This is a genomic window from Herbaspirillum rhizosphaerae (genome assembly GCF_001189965.1).
Lineage (GTDB): Bacteria > Pseudomonadota > Gammaproteobacteria > Burkholderiales > Burkholderiaceae_D > Herbaspirillum > Herbaspirillum rhizosphaerae.
Genome location: NZ_LFLU01000014.1, coordinates 138465 through 153985, shown reverse-complemented (window position 1 = coordinate 153985; position 15521 = coordinate 138465). Strand labels below are relative to the sequence as shown.

Sequence of the window (15521 nt, the reverse complement as noted above, 5' to 3'; positions counted from 1 at the left end):
GGAGACCTCCGGCCTCAAGTCGCTGGACGTCGTCAACGCACCGACCATTGGCGCCGGCGGCACCTGGCTCATCGATCCCTACGATCTGGAGGTGGTGAGCGATGCCGTCGCCAACGCCAGCATCTCCGTCGGCGGTAGCGGTCCCTTTGCCGTCACCTCTGCCGGCGGCGGCGCCAAGATCCGGGCATCGTCCATCAGCACCTGGCTTAGCCAGGATCTGAACGTGACGCTGGCCACCACGGGCACTCAGTCGGACGGCGGTAACGGCAACATCACGATCAATGCAGCGATCACCAAGAGCGCCGGCACTTATTCCGTACTGACACTCAATGCCGACGGCAATATCTATGTCAACGCCAACGTTACCAGCACCAGCGGCGGCTTAGATGTGAACATGATCAGCAATTACCGCGGCCTCTATAACGGGATCCAGTCGAACCAGATCAGCGGCGCCACGGTTTCGCTCAACGGTGGCGTACTCAACATCAGCGACGGCTATTCCGGTTTCCGAAGCGGCAACCTGTCTCTGGTCAATGGCGCCGTGCTCAACCTGAGCTACAACACATCGGATCCGAATGCTACGCGAGCCGGCGCCGTGGCGACCGGCAACCTGACCGTGGATGCTACCAGCAGCATCGTCGGCAGCGGCGGTCCCAATTCCAATCTGACCGTGAACGGCGCCTACACCAACAATGGCACCTTGACGCTGCTCGACACGGCCGCCATGAACGTCGGCACCTTCACCAACAACGGCAACGCCACGCTGACCAATGTCACGGCCTTCAGCAGCGGCGGGGTCAGCAACAGCGGCAACCTGACACTGTCCAATGCGTCGTTTAACGTCAGCGATAGCTTGCACAACACCGGTACGGTCAATCTCACCAAAAGCACCGTCTGGACTCAGCATGGCTTCTACAATGACGCCGGCGGTACGATCGCGGCCAACTATCTGACTTCACTTCTTGTCGGCCAAGTGTACAACAACGGCACGATGTCGCTGGACTCCACCGCCAACAAGCCGACCGGTTACACGGGCGACACGACGATCACGGTAAACGGAGGCGTGACCAACAACGGCACGCTGAACATGTTTGGCTTAGTGAACGCCAGCGGCGGTGATGTGAACAACAATGGCAATCTCACCCTGACCGGCGCCACCCTGACTGTCGCCACGCTTAACAACAACGCCGGCGGCACGCTTTCCGGCACAGGAACCATCTCTCCGCCAAACGCCGGCACAAGCACCGTGACCAACAACGGCACCATCGCCCCCGGCGGTGACGGCACGGTCGGTACGCTGACAATCAACGGCAACTACCTTCAGAATGCCGGCGGCACGCTGTTGGTCGATATTGCCGGCGCTGGTAACAACGACTACGATCATCTGAATGTTGATTCGGCTTACTCTGTCACGCTGAACGGTACCCTGAAGACCAGGCTGCTGGGCACCTACGTGCCGACGCTGAGCCAGAGCTTCCAGCCGTTCGGCACGACGACCAATGTCAGCGGCGCTTTCCGCCACGTGCTCGGTGACGTGGTCAACGTCGGCGGCAGCCAGCAAATGATCAAGTCTTTCGTCAGCGACAGCGGAATTTTCCTGACCATGTCAGGTTCGGAAGACATCACGTTTAGTGGTGCCGAGGGTGGATGGGGCAGCATCTCAAACTGGAGCACCGGCTATTTCCCGACCGCCATCGATAACGTTGTCGTTTCCGGTGGCGCCGGGCTAACGCATATCGCCTCTGATGGTATCGATATCGTTCACAACATTACCCTTAACCAGGGGGCCAGCCTGAGTATCAGCGGCGGCACCGTCAGCGTCGGCAACATCATCTCTAACGGCAGCATCTCGGTTAGCGGTACCGTTGTAGAAGGCGGCGGCCAGGGCGGCGAGGGCTTCAGCGGATTCAGCTATACGGGGGGAGGCGGAACCTCATCGCCTAACGCCGGCGTCCTGAATGTGTCCGGTACGGCGAGCATGACCAGCCTGTCCTTGTCCAATGGCGGCACCGTCAACGGCGGCGACGGTTCGGTACTGAGCGTGACCAGCGATTTCTCGCAAACCGGCGGCAGCATCAACAGCAACGGTACGGTCGCGGTGAGCCGCACCGAGGGCAACGTGGTGGTGGGCAACATCACGGCGCGCGATCTGTTTCTGACGACGCAGGGCGGCAGCATTACTCAGACCGATGCACTGCATGTGAAGAGGCAGTTGACGACAACTTCGACCAACGGCACCACGCTGGATAATGTCAACAACCAGATCGCAGCATATACAGGCACCAACAGCGCCAGCGGCGACATCGTTCTGGTGAATAATCTGAACGTCACCGATACCAGCGTGGTGCGCCTCAACGGCCTGAGCAATGCCGGTGGCAATATCTCCGTTGACAATACCGGGGGCATGGTGCTGGTTGGCAACGCAAATACTTCCGGCTCGGTCAGTCTGGTCACGCATAGTCCTTTGACCATTAACGGCAATATCACGGCCGGGACCGGCATTGCCCTTGCCGCAGGTGTACTTGGTTCAGGCCTCCCTGCTGACAGCATTGTCATCAACGGCCAGCTGAATTCCGCGGGTGGCGTTATCAGCCTGCTCGCCGGCGGCAGTCTCATTATCAATACACCTCCTATCGGTAACTTCATACCAGCCCCTCCGCCGGCTGCTCAACCGCAATACCCTTCTCCATCTTTGCCTCAACAGCAGACGTTGGCGACAGCTCCCGATACCACCAGTCAGCTTGATCGCAGCGTCAACAACACTCAGACGACATCGGCATCGAGCAGTACCCCCAATACAGGCGCCAATCCGGTTGTCGACAACACCCAGACAACCGGTGGCACTGCCGGCACCTTTGGTGGCGACGATACCGAGTCCGCAAGCGGACAGGGAGGCACTTCCGCCAATGGCTCCAAAAAAGTCGTCAAGCTGTACTGCAGCTGATCTCCCGGGAACCGATCAACATGAAACGACTTGATTCCACGAGATATAGCCCGTTGCACGTATGGCGCCTGCTCTGCCTGTTTGTCTTGCTCAGCTGGGGCGGCATGGCGTACGCCCAGGTGGTTGGCGTGGTCACGCACCTGTCCGGTGTGCTGACCGCCAAGCGCGCCGACGGCAGCACGGCAGTGCTGGCGATCCAGTCGAAAATCCAGCAAGGCGATACGCTGATCACCGAATCCAACACCTACACCCGCGTGAAGTTTCTCGACAACGGCGAAATCGTCTTGCGTCCAGGATCGCAGCTGGTGGTCAAGAGCTATCTCTACGACGCCGACAAGCCTGAGAAAGACAACGTCAGCATCAGCCTGGTCAAGGGTGGTTTGCGCGCGGTCACGGGTCTGGTCGGCAAGCGTAACCATGACGCGGTGAGTTTCGACACGCCGACGGCAACCATCGGTATCCGGGGCACCCACTTCGGTGCGCTGTTCTGCCAGAACGATTGCGGCAGCGTGCCGACTGCCAACGGCAGTACGCCGCAAAACGGTCTGCACGTGGACGTGGCGCAGGGCGCAATCGTGCTGACTAATCCGGCCGGGCAGCAGGTGTTCCAGACCGGACAGTTCGGCTATGTGGCGAATCTGAACACGCCGCCGACGGTGGTGCCGCCGACCCAGGGCGTGCCGGTGACGATGCCGCAATCGATCAGCAAAAATGCGCCGGGCACTCAGCAGAGTGCGAAGAGCGGCAACGTGGATTGCATCGTCCAGTAAGGCCGCAGCAGGAAGCGTGACGAGTGAAGAGTGATGGACGAAGACGGTACGGCGCTGTGCAGACAGCGCCGTAGTGTTTTGGCAATCAGGAAGTGGAAACGCTTAGAAGCTCAGTACCGATTCGGCCATGAGCATCTTGATGTTGCGCGTGCCGGCGCCTTGCAGCAGTTCTTTCTCGATCTGGTTGAACAGGCCGGGCTTGGCGTGGGTGACGAGGATCTCGGGATTGCTCCTGAGCTTGGCCAGATCCTCCAGCAACAGGCTGGGGCAGAAATGCTTGGACAGCTTGGCGAGTTCGCGTTCGCTGTCCGGGAAGGCGGCTTCGACGATCAGGTAGCGCAGCTTGTCGATGGTGTTGACGGTTTCCCACAGCGCATCGCAACTGGTGGTGTCGCCGCTGAAGACCAGGCTGGCGTCGGTGTTCAGGTCGTGCAAGCGATAACCCACCGCCGGCACGGTATGGTTGGCGGGCAGCGCGGTGATGCTGCGCTCGCCGATCAGCAGCGATTTGCCGACTTCGATGGTGTTGAAGCGCAGGAAAGGGTTTTCCGGGGACGGAATCTCGCTGAAATCGGGCCAGATCTGCCAGTTGAAGATGTGCTTGCGGATGATGTCCTGCGTCGCGCGCGTGGCGTGCATGGTCAGCGGCGTGTTGCGCTGGTCGCCGACGCTGTCGAGGATGAAGGGCAGGCAGGCGATATGGTCCAGGTGCGAATGCGTGATGAAAACGTGGTCGATGGCGGCCAGCGCCTGCAGCGGCAGGTCGTTGACACCGGTGCCGGCGTCGATCAGGATGTCGCTGTCCACCAGCAGGGATGTGGTGCGCAGCGTGTTGCCGCCTATGCCGCCACTGCATCCGAGAATTTCTACACGCATCGTCTGATCTGAATTGAAATGATGATTGTTGCGACCGGAACAGAAATGTTCGTACGGAAATTTTCCGCGGCCCCCCATAATGCTACTGTTCTTTTTTTGCGCCAAAGATTGCTGCCCGGAAGCAGAATGTGGCAATCTATGCAACATCGTTCGATGGTAAGTTATCCGCCGGTCTAAATCAATAAAAAGCACGGATGCATCCAGCGAAACAACACGCAAACATGATGCAGATCAAGGGACTGCGGTGCGGGGAAACCGAATTTCGACGGCTGGTCCGGCGGGCGCATGCGCGCCGATGTCTCGTGGCGGCAACAGGCGGGAAAAAGGCGCTCTGCTTGACACTTTGTTGTCAGTATTGAAGCGTATCTTTCCAGAATCACCGATCAAAGCAAGCAAACGTTTTCACTGCATCGAAGAATGCGATGCAGGCCAGCTATCCCATTGAGCCGACGAACAACATGAAAAACCAGCATCTCGATATCGCCCACCGCCTGGAAAAACTGACCGAACTCAGCGTGGCGCTCAGCAGCAACCGGAACATTCCGCTGTTGCTTGAGCGCATCCTGCAGACCGCGCGCAGCATCACCCTGGCCGACGGCGGTACGCTCTACCGCACGGTGGAAGACGAAGACAGCCTGGCGTTCTACATCTCGATCAACGACACGCTGGGCATGCACCAGGGCGGCAGCAGCGCGCAGAAGATCTCCATTCCCAATATTCAGCTGACCCTTCCCGACGGCAGCAAGAACCTCGGCGCCGTCGCCGCCTATGCGGCCAACACGCGCAAGTCGGTGAACATTCCCGACGTGTACCAGGCGGAGGGATTCAACTTCTCCGGCATGCGCATGTTCGACGAGAAGTTCGGCTACCACTCGCAGTCTTTCCTGACCGTGCCGATGCAGGACCATGAGGGCGAACTGGTCGGCGTGCTGCAACTGGTCAACGCCATCGATCCGGACACCGGCAAGCCGCATCCGTTTTCCGAAACCGATCAGTACTTCATCGAAGCGCTGGCGTCGCAGGCGGCCATCGCCATCACCAACCAGCAATTGATCTATCGCCTGGAAAACCTGTTCGAACATTTCATCAAGCTCATCAACATGGGCATCGATGAGAAATCGCCGCACACCGGCCGCCATTGCGAACACGTGCCCGAGCTGGCCATGATGCTGGCCGAGGCGGCGCACGAAACTACCGAAGGTCCGATATCCGCGTTCCAGATGACCGAGCGCGATCGCCGCGAGCTGTGGGTGGCGGGCCTGCTGCATGACTGCGGCAAGATCACCACGCCGGACCACGTGGTCGAAAAATCGACCAAGCTGCAAACCATCTATGACCGCATCGGCCTGATCGACACCCGCTTCGAAGTCCTCAAGCGCGACGCCGAAATCGCCGTCCTCCGGAAGAAGCTGGAACTGGGCGTCGCGCTGGACGCAGCACAAAGCGAAGCGCTGGACCGCGAACTGGCGGAGCAATGCGCGGCGCTCGACGCCGACCGCAACTTCCTGCGCAAGGCCAACATCGGCAGCGAAGGCATGAAGCCGGAAGACCAGGATCACGTCACCGCCATCGCCGCACGCCAGTGGCGCGGCCCGGAAGGCGACGTCATCTCGGCGCTGACCGACGACGAAATCACCAATCTGCGCATCCGCATGGGCACGCTCAACGACGCCGAGCGCCAGATCATCAACAACCACATCGTCGTCACCATCAAGATGCTGGAGTCGCTGCCGTGGCCGAAGCAATTGCGCAACGTCACCGAATACGCCGGCGGCCACCACGAGCGCATGGACGGCAAGGGCTATCCGAAGGGACTCACGCGCGAGCAGATGTCGCTGCCGGCACGCATGATGGCGATCGCCGACATCTTCGAAGCGCTGACCGCCGCCGACCGTCCCTACAAACGCGGCAACACGCTCAGCGAAGCGCTGGAAATTCTTGGCGGCTTCCGCCTGCGCGATCACATCGATCCGGACTTGTTCGACGTCTTCGTGCGCAGTAGGGTGTACGAAAAATACGCAGAGAAATTCATGCCCGCCAGCCAGATCGACGTGGTCGATCACAGCAAGATTCCGGGCTTCGTGCCCTGAGTTGCATCTCGGCGCCGGGCGGTCCAGCTGTCCGGCGGTTCCGTGCGACAACAGTCGCCTGCCCCGGTCGATGCGTCGCGGCGCAAGCTGACGCCGGCAGTGGCCGCAAAAGACAGTGTGGGAGTGTCACCTGATGGACGCATCAACGGGCATCGACAACAAAACAAATTCCCCGCAAATACACCAGCCTCCATCCCCTCCTGCGATCCGGAAGCCGCTTGCGGCGCCGCGCGTATCCTTCCTGCGCCGCCATCTGCGCGGCGACTATTCGCTGGGGCGTTCCTACTGGCTGCACATGGTGGTGTTCGCCGCACTGCTGCCGAGGTTGCTCGGGATATTGCTGGGTCCCATTTTTACCGACCAGCCGGCGCGTTACGGCGCTGCGGCGACGCTGATCGTGCTGGTCATGGGCTGGGTCGCATGGGGCTGGGCTGCATGGGGAACCTGGATGTCTGCCGGCAAGCACGTGCAACGCGGCGGCAAGCGCTTCTGGGCGAACCTTGCCAGAGCCATGCTGGTGTTCGGACTGATAGGCACAATCGGCAACGCAGTCAGGATCCATGGTGCGCTGGGCGAATACCTGCGTACGGCGCTCGGTTCGCAGTGGGGACCGGAGACCACTTTCGAAGTACGCGCCGACGGCCGGTCGATCTTGCTCAAGGGCGGTATCAACGACGACACCGCCGAACGTTTCGTCAAGGTGCTCGATGCGGCGCCCGGCGTGCGCACCGTGGTGCTGTATTCCAGCGGCGGCTGGGTGACGCAGGGGCGCCGGCTGGCAAAGATCATCGCCGCGCGCGGACTCGATACCTACGTCGAACAAGACTGTGCTTCCGCCTGCACCATCGCCTTCCTGGCGGGCAAGAGCAGGGCTGCCGATCCCGCTGCACACATCGGCTTCCATGCCTTCCATTCTCTCGGCGGACTGGATCAGAAGTTCGCGCAGTCGTCCGATGAAAAACTGGCGCGCGACACCTACGGCCAGGCCGGTTTGTCGCCGGCTTTCATCAACCGCATCGTCGGCACCAGTCACAACAGCGTCTGGTATCCCAGCCATGACGAGTTGCTGCAGGCCGGGGTGCTGACCCGCACCAGCCTGGGCGGCGAAACTGCGACGCTGGCCACCGCTGCTTCCACGCGCGAGAAGCTGGAAGAAGAATTCAAGAAGTCCGAAGTCTTCGACGTCCTGTCCGTGAAGTATCCGGCCGACTTTAATCGCATCGTCGACGACGCCTGGAAGAAGGCGCAGGACAAGCGTCCGGACAGCGAGATTATCGCGGCGGCGCGGACCGAGCTGAACCTGATGACGGAGCGGCTGCTGCCGACGGCGTCCGATAAATCGCTGATGGATTTCCAGCACTTGCTGCTGGAGCGCGCCGAGGCCTTGCGCCTGCAAAACAGCGAAGCCTGCGTGGCGACATTATTCCCCGGTTCGCAGACTGCGCATGCGAGGGTGTCGCTGCCGCAGGAACTCACCGACCGCGAGGTCCGCTTCACCGCCGCCATGATCCGCGACAGCAGCCCTGCCAATCGCAAGAACGTCAGCAAGGAAGAGACGCAGCAGACCGTCCGTTATCTGCTGGCGTCGCTGACGCCCGGGCAGCAGGAGCTGCTCAGGTCGCCGCCATTGCGTGCAGCGTCGCCCGGCGCCGCATGCGCAATGGTGATCGCTTATCTCAAGGCGATCGACATACAGCCGGAAGCGCTGCGCAAACACACCTTGCGGGTGCTGTATTCGCGGCAATGAGATTGATGACATGCTGATTGTGCCGGGCGATATGGTGTAATTGCGGCAAATCGGGACAAAACAAGGACGGCAACGTGCATCTGATCTGGCTGGAAGACTTCATCGAACTGGCGCGCACGCGGAGTTTTTCGCGCGCGGCGGAAAATCGTTTCGTCACGCATCCGGCTTTCGGCCGGCGCATCAAGGCGCTGGAACAATGGGTCGGCGCTGAGCTGGTGGTGCGCTCGCATCCGGTGTCGCTGACGGCGGCGGGGCAGTTGTTTCTCGATGCGGCGACGCATTCCACTGATGTGCTGTACGCCGCCCGCGCGCAATTGCAGGACGGTTCCAGTCCGGTCGAGCAGACCTTGCGCGTGGCTACCGGGCGCACCCTGGCGCGCACGTTTTTCCCGGACTGGTATGAAAGCATCAACCAGCGCTTCGGGCCTTTTCCCGTATCGGTCAGCACCGGCGGCGCGCAGGAAGTGATCCTGCGACTCGGCGCGGGCGACGCCGATCTGCTGGTGATTTATTCGAGTCCGACCACGCGCTTGCTGATCGATCCTATGCGCTACGAATCCCTGACGCTGGCGCGCGAGATCCTGTTGCCGGTGGTCGCCGCCGATGCCAAGGGACGTCCAAAATTCAAGCTGGCGCCGGCCAGCGCAGCAACGCCGACGCCGTGGCTGGGGTTTTCGCAATCGCTGACCTTGCGCGGCGTGCTGGCCAAACATCTGGCCGGCTTGCCCAAGAAGATTTCGCTGCGCATGGTGTATGAAGCCGACTCCTACGAATCCATCCACGAGATGGCGCGCCGCGGCGTCGGCGTGGCCTGGCTGCCGCAGCGGCTGGTGCAGGAAGACGTCAACGAGCGCCGCCTGCTGGTCATCGGTGAGCCGGAGATGCGGGTCAATTTCGACATCTCGCTGTATCGCGTGCGCGGCAACGACAACGCGCTGGTCAATGCAATCTGGGACGGCGTGGCATCGGACGCCATCGACAAGCCCTGAGGCATTGAACGCATTGAACCTCGCCTTCCAGCTGGTCTGCAGCAAAAAGCACAGGCTTGTGCCGAAACGGCAATAAGCAAAAAATCGCGCTCACTATACTCCCTCAAAGTTCTCGAAACGCCTTCCGGTACGTCAGGAAGATGCTCACAAATAGAGTGCAATAGCCTGCAACGCGCACTATTTTCGAGCATCGTGTCCGACGTCTCATAGCGTGCGAGCCAAATAGAATAAGCGGCGCAGACATGAAGCCATCGCAGCAGCAATGCGCCGCACTGAGAGAGAATGGGAGTCACCGCATGTCAGCCGAATTCGAGTCGTCGTCACCGCTTGCCGCACAACATCGCGCCACCGCACCGCAGGCAGCCAAACGCAAGAATCCCTGGAAAGAAATCTGCGCCGCCAGCATCGGCAACGCACTGGAGTTTTACGACCTGCTGATCTACGGCTACTTCGCCGTGGTGATCGGGAAATTGTTTTTTCCCGCCCAGGATGAAACGACCTCGCTGCTGCTGAGCGTCGGCACCTTCGGCATCTCCTTCATCATTCGTCCGCTGGGCGCCATCGTGCTCGGTTCCTACGCCGACCGCGCCGGGCGCAAGGCATCGCTCACCGCATCGATCCTGATCATGATGGTCGGCACGGCGATGATCGCGTTTGCGCCGACCTATGCGCAGATCGGCATTGCCTCGCCCCTGATCATCATCGTGGCGCGCCTGCTGCAAGGCTTCTCCACCGGCGGCGAATTCGGCGCTGCGACGGCCTTCATGGTCGAGCATGCCGACGCCAAACGGCGCGGCTTCTTTGCCAGCTGGCAGTTGTCGACGCAAGGCCTGGCCACCGTGCTGGCAGCCGGTGTCAGTGCACTACTCAGCTACAACCTGACGGATGCGCAGCTCAACGACTGGGGCTGGCGCGTAGCGTTCTGCTTCGGTTTGCTGGTGGGGCCGGTCGGTCTTTACATCCGCAGCCAGATCGATGAAACGCCGGAGTTCAAGAAAATCGCTGCCGACGCGGCTGTCGCCAAGGCGGAGAAGTCGCCGCTGATGCTTGTGCTGGTGCGCGATCGCGTCAAGTTGTTGCTGGCCATCGGCGTGGTGGCCGGCGCCACCGGCTTCAATTACGTGCACAAGCTGTACATGCCGACTTACGCCTTGAAGCAGTTGCACATTCCCGCCACCTCGTCCTTCATCGGCGCGCTGATCACCGGACTGGTGCTGATGCTGACCGCGCCGGTGTTCGGCACCTTGTCGGATCGCTACGGCCGCTTCCGCGTGCTGACGATCGCCATGGTGTCGATCGGCCTGACCTCATATCCGCTATTCATGCTGCTCAACACCTGGCCGACCGTGACCACGCTGATTGCCGTACAGGGTATTGTGGGCGTGCTGATTGCCGCCTGCCTGGGACCGATCCCGGCCATGCTGTCGGATATCTTCCCGACCCAGACACGCGGCACGGGTCTTGCACTGAGCTATAACTTCTCGGTGACGCTGTTCGGCGGCTTCTCCCCGCTGATCGTGACCTGGATGATCGCTGCCACCGAGAACAAGATGGCGCCGAGTTTTTACGTCATGGCGACCGCGTTGATCAGCCTTGTGGCCGTGATCGCGCTGGGCCGCCGGATGGGGCGCACCCAATAATTTAACTGGATTAGCTGGAGTCTTTTGCATGAAAACCCTGGAACAAGTACGCGCACAACTGAAACATTATCCGGTCGAGGTGGAATTCCCCGATATCGACAAATGGCAGCACGGCAATACCGGCGTCGACTACGTGCACAGCATCGACAGCGGCGTTGCCGGTCCGCATGTGATGATCCTGGCGCTGATGCACGGCAATGAAGTCAGCGGCGCGATCACGGTCGACCGTCTGCTGCAGGCCGGCCTGAAGCCGCTCAAGGGACGCATCACGCTGGGCTTTGCCAACGTCGAAGCTTATCGCCGCTTCGATGCGAACAATCCGGATGCGACGCGCTATGTCGACGAAGACATGAATCGCGTGTGGTCGTCGTCGCGTCTCGACGGCGCCGAAGACAGTGTCGAACTGCGCCGCGCACGCCAGCTGCGTCCCATCATCGACACCGTCGACTACATGCTGGATCTGCATTCCATGCATGAAGAAGCGCCGCCGCTGATCGTCTGCGGTCCGCTGGACAAGGGCATTCAGTTTGCTGCGGACGTGGGTGCCCCCGAGCACGTGATCATCGACGTCGGCCACCCCAACGGCAAGCGCATGCGCGACTACGCCGGGTTTGGCGATCCGTCCAGCCCCAAGAATGCCTTGCTGATCGAAACCGGCCAGCATTTCTCCGCGCGCAGCAAGGAAGTCGCGATGAACTCGGCCTGCCGTTTCATGATCGCCACCGGCGTGGTGGCGGAGAGCGCGTTGCGCGGCTTCATGCTGGCGGGGGAACCTGCGCAGCAGTGCTTCATCCGCGTGACCGAGCCGGTGGTGGCGACCTCCTACGATTTTGAATTTGCCGAGGACTATCGCGGCATGGAAATCATCGCCAAGGCCGGCACCGTCATCGCGCGCGAAGGCGAGCGCGAGTTCGTCACGCCGTACGACAACTGCGTCATCGTCATGCCATCGCTGCGCCAGCTCGGACCCGGCGTGACCGTGGTGCGGCTGGGGCATATCGTCGCGCGTTAGTTCTGCGCATACAGTCAATCGGGGGAATGGGCATCATGGGAAAAATGAAAATCGGCAAGCGGCTGGCACTGGGGTTTGCCGTGATCATGCTGCTGTCCATCGTTATCGCGGCGATCGGTATTTGGCGCCTGCAGGTGGTGTCGGATGTCACGCGGGCGATGGTCGAGCAGTCGGCGCGCAAGGAACGCCTGATCTCCAGCTGGTACGGCAGCCTGCGTGCAGGGATCGTGCGCACCATCGCGATCTCGCGCAGCGCCGATACTACGCTCAAGACTTACTTCATCGATGAAGCCAAGGCCTCAACCAACAACTCCACGCGGCTGCAAAAGGAGATCGGCGAGCTGCTCAGCAGCGACGAAGAGAAAGCCCTGTTCCAGAACATCGGCGAGCGCCGCAAGGTGTATCTGGCGTCGCACTATCACATCCTCGACCTGAAATCCGCCGGCAATATCGAAGAAGGCAATCGCATCCTCGACCAGGAGTTCGTGCCGCTGGCGAAGAGCTATCAGGATTCCATGCTCAAGCTGCTGGAACTGGAGCAGCGCGACATCGACAAGACCACGCAGCAGATCGACGACATCGCCGCCGGCAGCCGTCGCCTGCTGTTGATCCTCGAAGGCGTGGCGCTGTTGCTGGGATGTTTTTGCGCCTGGTATCTGACGGTCGGCATCACGCGTCCGATCAATATCGCGCTGGGCATCTCGCGCCGTGTCGCCGACGGCGACCTGACGACGCAAATCAACAGCATTGAGGGTAAGAGCGGCAAAGACGGCAAGGGCGGCGATGAAGTCGGCCAGCTGCTGTCTTCGCTGAACGACATGAACGGCAGCTTGCGCAATATCGTCAGCAATGTGCGCACCGGCACCAATACGATTGCGATTGCCTCCGGCGAGATCAGCATCGGCAACCACGACTTGTCGGCGCGCACCGAGCAGCAGGCCAGTGCGTTGGAAGAAACTGCATCGGCGATGGAGGAGCTGATTTCCACTGTGCGCCAGAATTCCGACAACGCCGATACCGCCAGCCGGCTGGCGTCGGCGGCATCCGGCATTGCCGTCGAAGGCGGTGAAGTGGTGGGACGCGTGGTGGCGACCATGACCGCCATCAACGGCTCGTCGCACAAGATTGTCGACATCATCAGCGTGATCGACGGCATTGCTTTCCAGACCAATATCCTGGCCTTGAACGCCGCCGTCGAAGCGGCACGCGCCGGCGAGCAGGGACGCGGATTCGCCGTGGTCGCCAGCGAAGTGCGCAGCCTGGCGCAACGCAGCGCCACCGCCGCCAAGGAGATCAAGCTGCTCATCGACGACTCGGTGAAGCAGGTCGGCGACGGCAACGTACTGGTGGAGCAGGCTGGTGCGACCATGGAACGGGTGGTCGACAGCGTCCGGAAGGTTGCCGAAATCGTCGGTGAAATCAGCCTCGCCAGCCGCGAGCAATCTGCCGGCATCGAGCAGGTCAACGACGCCATCAGCCAGATGGACCAGATGACCCAGCAGAATGCGGCGCTGGTGGAGCAGGCCGCGGCGGCAGCGTCCTCCATGCAGAACCAGGCGGCGGAGCTGGCGCAACTGGTGAGCGTGTTTTCGCTGGATCACGGATCCAGGCCGGCGCCGGTATTGCCGCACTACGCAGCCGCCCGGCTGGCCTGAGCGGGCCGCAGTACCGGGGCCATGCCCCGGATGCGGTAAAATGCGGGATCGGCGCGGCGCCTTGCCGGCGCCGGTCCGGCTTGCGCATTGCCTCCACCGCAACAATCTGACATCTTCCTTTCTGCGCGCTTCTTGCTCCCCCCTCGCTTATTGCGGAGCGCCTTTCCTGCAGGTCGTCATCTCTGTTTCGCCTTTGGCGGTGTGCAGTGCATGCGTCTGAACTTGTCAGACCATTCGCCGGCATCAGATTACAGATTATGGGTTACGACCAATGAACAAAACTTCTTTTCGGGATGAGTGGCTCTCGAACGTCAAGGCCAATGTCCTGGCCGGCCTGACCTCGTCCTTTGCGCTGGTGCCCGAGTGCATCGCTTTTGCGCTGGTGGCGCAGCTCAATCCCCTGATGGGTTTGTATGGCGCCTTCATCATCTGCACAATTACCGCGTTGTTCGGCGGACGTCCGGGCATGATTTCCGGTGCGGCAGGATCGATGGCGGTGGTGATCGTGGCGCTGGTGGTGCAACACGGCGCACAATATTTTCTGGCGACGGTGGTGCTGAGCGGCGTGCTGATGCTGCTGTTCGGCGCGCTGCGCCTGGGCAAGCTGGTGCGTATGGTGCCGCATCCGGTGATGCTGGGTTTCGTCAACGGTCTGGCGATCGTCATCGCCATGGCGCAGCTGGAGCATTTCAAACAAACCACATCGGACGGCGTGCACTGGCTGCAAGGCGCGCCGCTGCTGGTGATGGTCGGGCTAGTGATCGTCACCATGCTGATCGTCTACCTGCTGCCGCGCGTCACGAAGGCAATCCCGCCGGCGCTGGCGGCCATCGTCGGCATCGGCGTGCTGAGCCAGGTGCTGCATCTGCCCACGCGTACGCTGGGCGACATGGCGCACATTGCCGGCGATTTGCCGGTCTTCCATTTTCCCGACGTGCCGCTCACGCTGGAAACGCTGCGCATCATCGCGCCGTATGCGGTGCTGATGGCGATCGTCGGTTTGCTGGAAACCTTGCTGACCTTCAACCTCACCGACGACATCACCGAGACGCGCGGCCAGGCCAATCGCGAGTGCCTGGCGCTGGGCGCGGCCAATGTCTTGTCTGGCGTGTTCGGCGGCATGGGCGGTTGCGCCATGATCGGCCAGACCATGATCAACCTCGGCTCGGGTGGCCGCTCGCGCCTGTCCGGCGTGGTCAGCGGCGTGATGATCCTGCTGTTCATCCTGTTCCTGTCGCCGTGGATCGAACGTATTCCGTTGGCGGCGCTGGTGGGCGTGATGTTCGTGGTGGCGCAGCAGACTTTTGCGTGGGGCTCGCTGCGCGTGCTGGGCAAGGTGCCGCGCCACGATGCGCTGGTGATCGTGGCCGTCACGGTCATCACCGTGTTTACCGATCTGGCGGTGGCGGTGTTGTGCGGCATCGTGATTGCTGCGCTCAATTTCGCCTGGCAGCATGCGCGCGAGATCCGCGCCGACATCGTGCAGGCGGACGCCGATGAAAAGATTTACCAGTTGCACGGCACCTTGTTCTTCGCGTCGACCGCGCATTTCCAGGAAATGTTCAACGCGCAGCAGGATCCGCAGCGCGTGGTGCTCGATTGCCGTCATCTGCACTTGGCCGACCATTCGGCTATCGCCGCGCTGGAGGCTTTGTCGGAACGTTACGGCAAGGCCGGCAAGCAATTGCAGATGCTGTATATGTCCAAACGCAATCAGCAATTGCTGCAACGGGCGGGCATGGATGTCGGCCAGCCGGATATTGCCGGCGCCGGCGCAGCCCGCTGATCCTTTCGGACC

The 15521-nt window shown here is 61.3% G+C and carries 10 protein-coding genes; 9 read left to right on the top strand and 1 reads right to left on the bottom strand.

Annotated elements, in window-relative coordinates; genetic code table 11:
* Positions 1 to 2944: beta strand repeat-containing protein (locus AKL25_RS24475; protein WP_420840720.1), on the top strand; the 2944-nt coding region annotated here is incomplete at its 5' end.
* 20 nt (positions 2945 to 2964) lie between these two features.
* Complete coding sequence (locus AKL25_RS18020) at positions 2965 to 3714, top strand: FecR family protein (protein WP_050479084.1); 750 nt, start codon at positions 2965 to 2967, stop codon at positions 3712 to 3714.
* A 102-nt stretch (positions 3715 to 3816) separates the two neighbouring features.
* Here the strand turns inward: AKL25_RS18020 and AKL25_RS18015 are convergent, their stop codons facing one another.
* Positions 3817 to 4590, bottom strand: a complete 774-nt coding sequence (locus AKL25_RS18015) for a 3',5'-cyclic-nucleotide phosphodiesterase (RefSeq protein ID WP_050479096.1) — start codon at positions 4588 to 4590, stop codon at positions 3817 to 3819.
* Positions 4591 to 5048: 458 nt separating this feature from the next.
* On the opposite strand from AKL25_RS18015, the gene AKL25_RS18010 reads away from it, so the two are divergent.
* The 7 genes from AKL25_RS18010 (at position 5049) to AKL25_RS17980 (ending at position 15509) form a co-directional block, all read left to right on the top strand.
* Positions 5049 to 6680 carry an HD family phosphohydrolase gene (locus AKL25_RS18010; protein WP_050479095.1) on the top strand — a complete coding sequence of 544 codons (1632 nt, stop codon included), beginning with the start codon at positions 5049 to 5051 and terminating at the stop codon, positions 6678 to 6680.
* Positions 6681 to 6813: 133 nt separating this feature from the next.
* The gene (locus AKL25_RS18005; RefSeq protein ID WP_050479083.1) at positions 6814 to 8427 is read left to right on the top strand and encodes a COG3904 family protein; all 1614 of its coding nucleotides are present in this window, start codon (positions 6814 to 6816) and stop codon (positions 8425 to 8427) included.
* 74 nt (positions 8428 to 8501) lie between these two features.
* On the top strand, positions 8502 to 9416 hold the full coding sequence (locus AKL25_RS18000) for a LysR family transcriptional regulator (protein WP_050479082.1): 915 nt from the start codon (positions 8502 to 8504) through the stop codon (positions 9414 to 9416).
* Between the two features lie 296 nt (positions 9417 to 9712).
* Positions 9713 to 11056, top strand: a complete 1344-nt coding sequence (locus tag AKL25_RS17995; RefSeq protein WP_050479081.1) for an MFS transporter — start codon at positions 9713 to 9715, stop codon at positions 11054 to 11056.
* A gap of 28 nt (positions 11057 to 11084) precedes the next feature.
* The gene (locus tag AKL25_RS17990) at positions 11085 to 12068 is read left to right on the top strand and encodes a M14 family metallopeptidase (protein ID WP_050479080.1); all 984 of its coding nucleotides are present in this window, start codon (positions 11085 to 11087) and stop codon (positions 12066 to 12068) included.
* 26 nt (positions 12069 to 12094) lie between these two features.
* Positions 12095 to 13723 (top strand): methyl-accepting chemotaxis protein, encoded by a 1629-nt coding sequence (locus AKL25_RS17985; protein ID WP_050479079.1) that lies wholly within the window; start codon positions 12095 to 12097, stop codon positions 13721 to 13723.
* A 271-nt stretch (positions 13724 to 13994) separates the two neighbouring features.
* Complete coding sequence (locus AKL25_RS17980; protein WP_050479078.1) at positions 13995 to 15509, top strand: SulP family inorganic anion transporter; 1515 nt, start codon at positions 13995 to 13997, stop codon at positions 15507 to 15509.
* Positions 15510 to 15521: the final 12 nt, after the last annotated feature.

Coding starts and splice junctions, on each gene's coding strand:
- AKL25_RS18020 (WP_050479084.1), top strand. CDS start 2,965: ATGAAACGACTTGATTCCACGAGATATAGCCCGTTGCACGTATGGCGC.
- AKL25_RS18015 (WP_050479096.1), bottom strand. CDS start 4,590: ATGCGTGTAGAAATTCTCGGATGCAGTGGCGGCATAGGCGGCAACACG.
- AKL25_RS18010 (WP_050479095.1), top strand. CDS start 5,049: ATGAAAAACCAGCATCTCGATATCGCCCACCGCCTGGAAAAACTGACC.
- AKL25_RS18005 (WP_050479083.1), top strand. CDS start 6,814: ATGGACGCATCAACGGGCATCGACAACAAAACAAATTCCCCGCAAATA.
- AKL25_RS17995 (WP_050479081.1), top strand. CDS start 9,713: ATGTCAGCCGAATTCGAGTCGTCGTCACCGCTTGCCGCACAACATCGC.
- AKL25_RS17990 (WP_050479080.1), top strand. CDS start 11,085: ATGAAAACCCTGGAACAAGTACGCGCACAACTGAAACATTATCCGGTC.
- AKL25_RS17985 (WP_050479079.1), top strand. CDS start 12,095: ATGGGCATCATGGGAAAAATGAAAATCGGCAAGCGGCTGGCACTGGGG.
- AKL25_RS17980 (WP_050479078.1), top strand. CDS start 13,995: ATGAACAAAACTTCTTTTCGGGATGAGTGGCTCTCGAACGTCAAGGCC.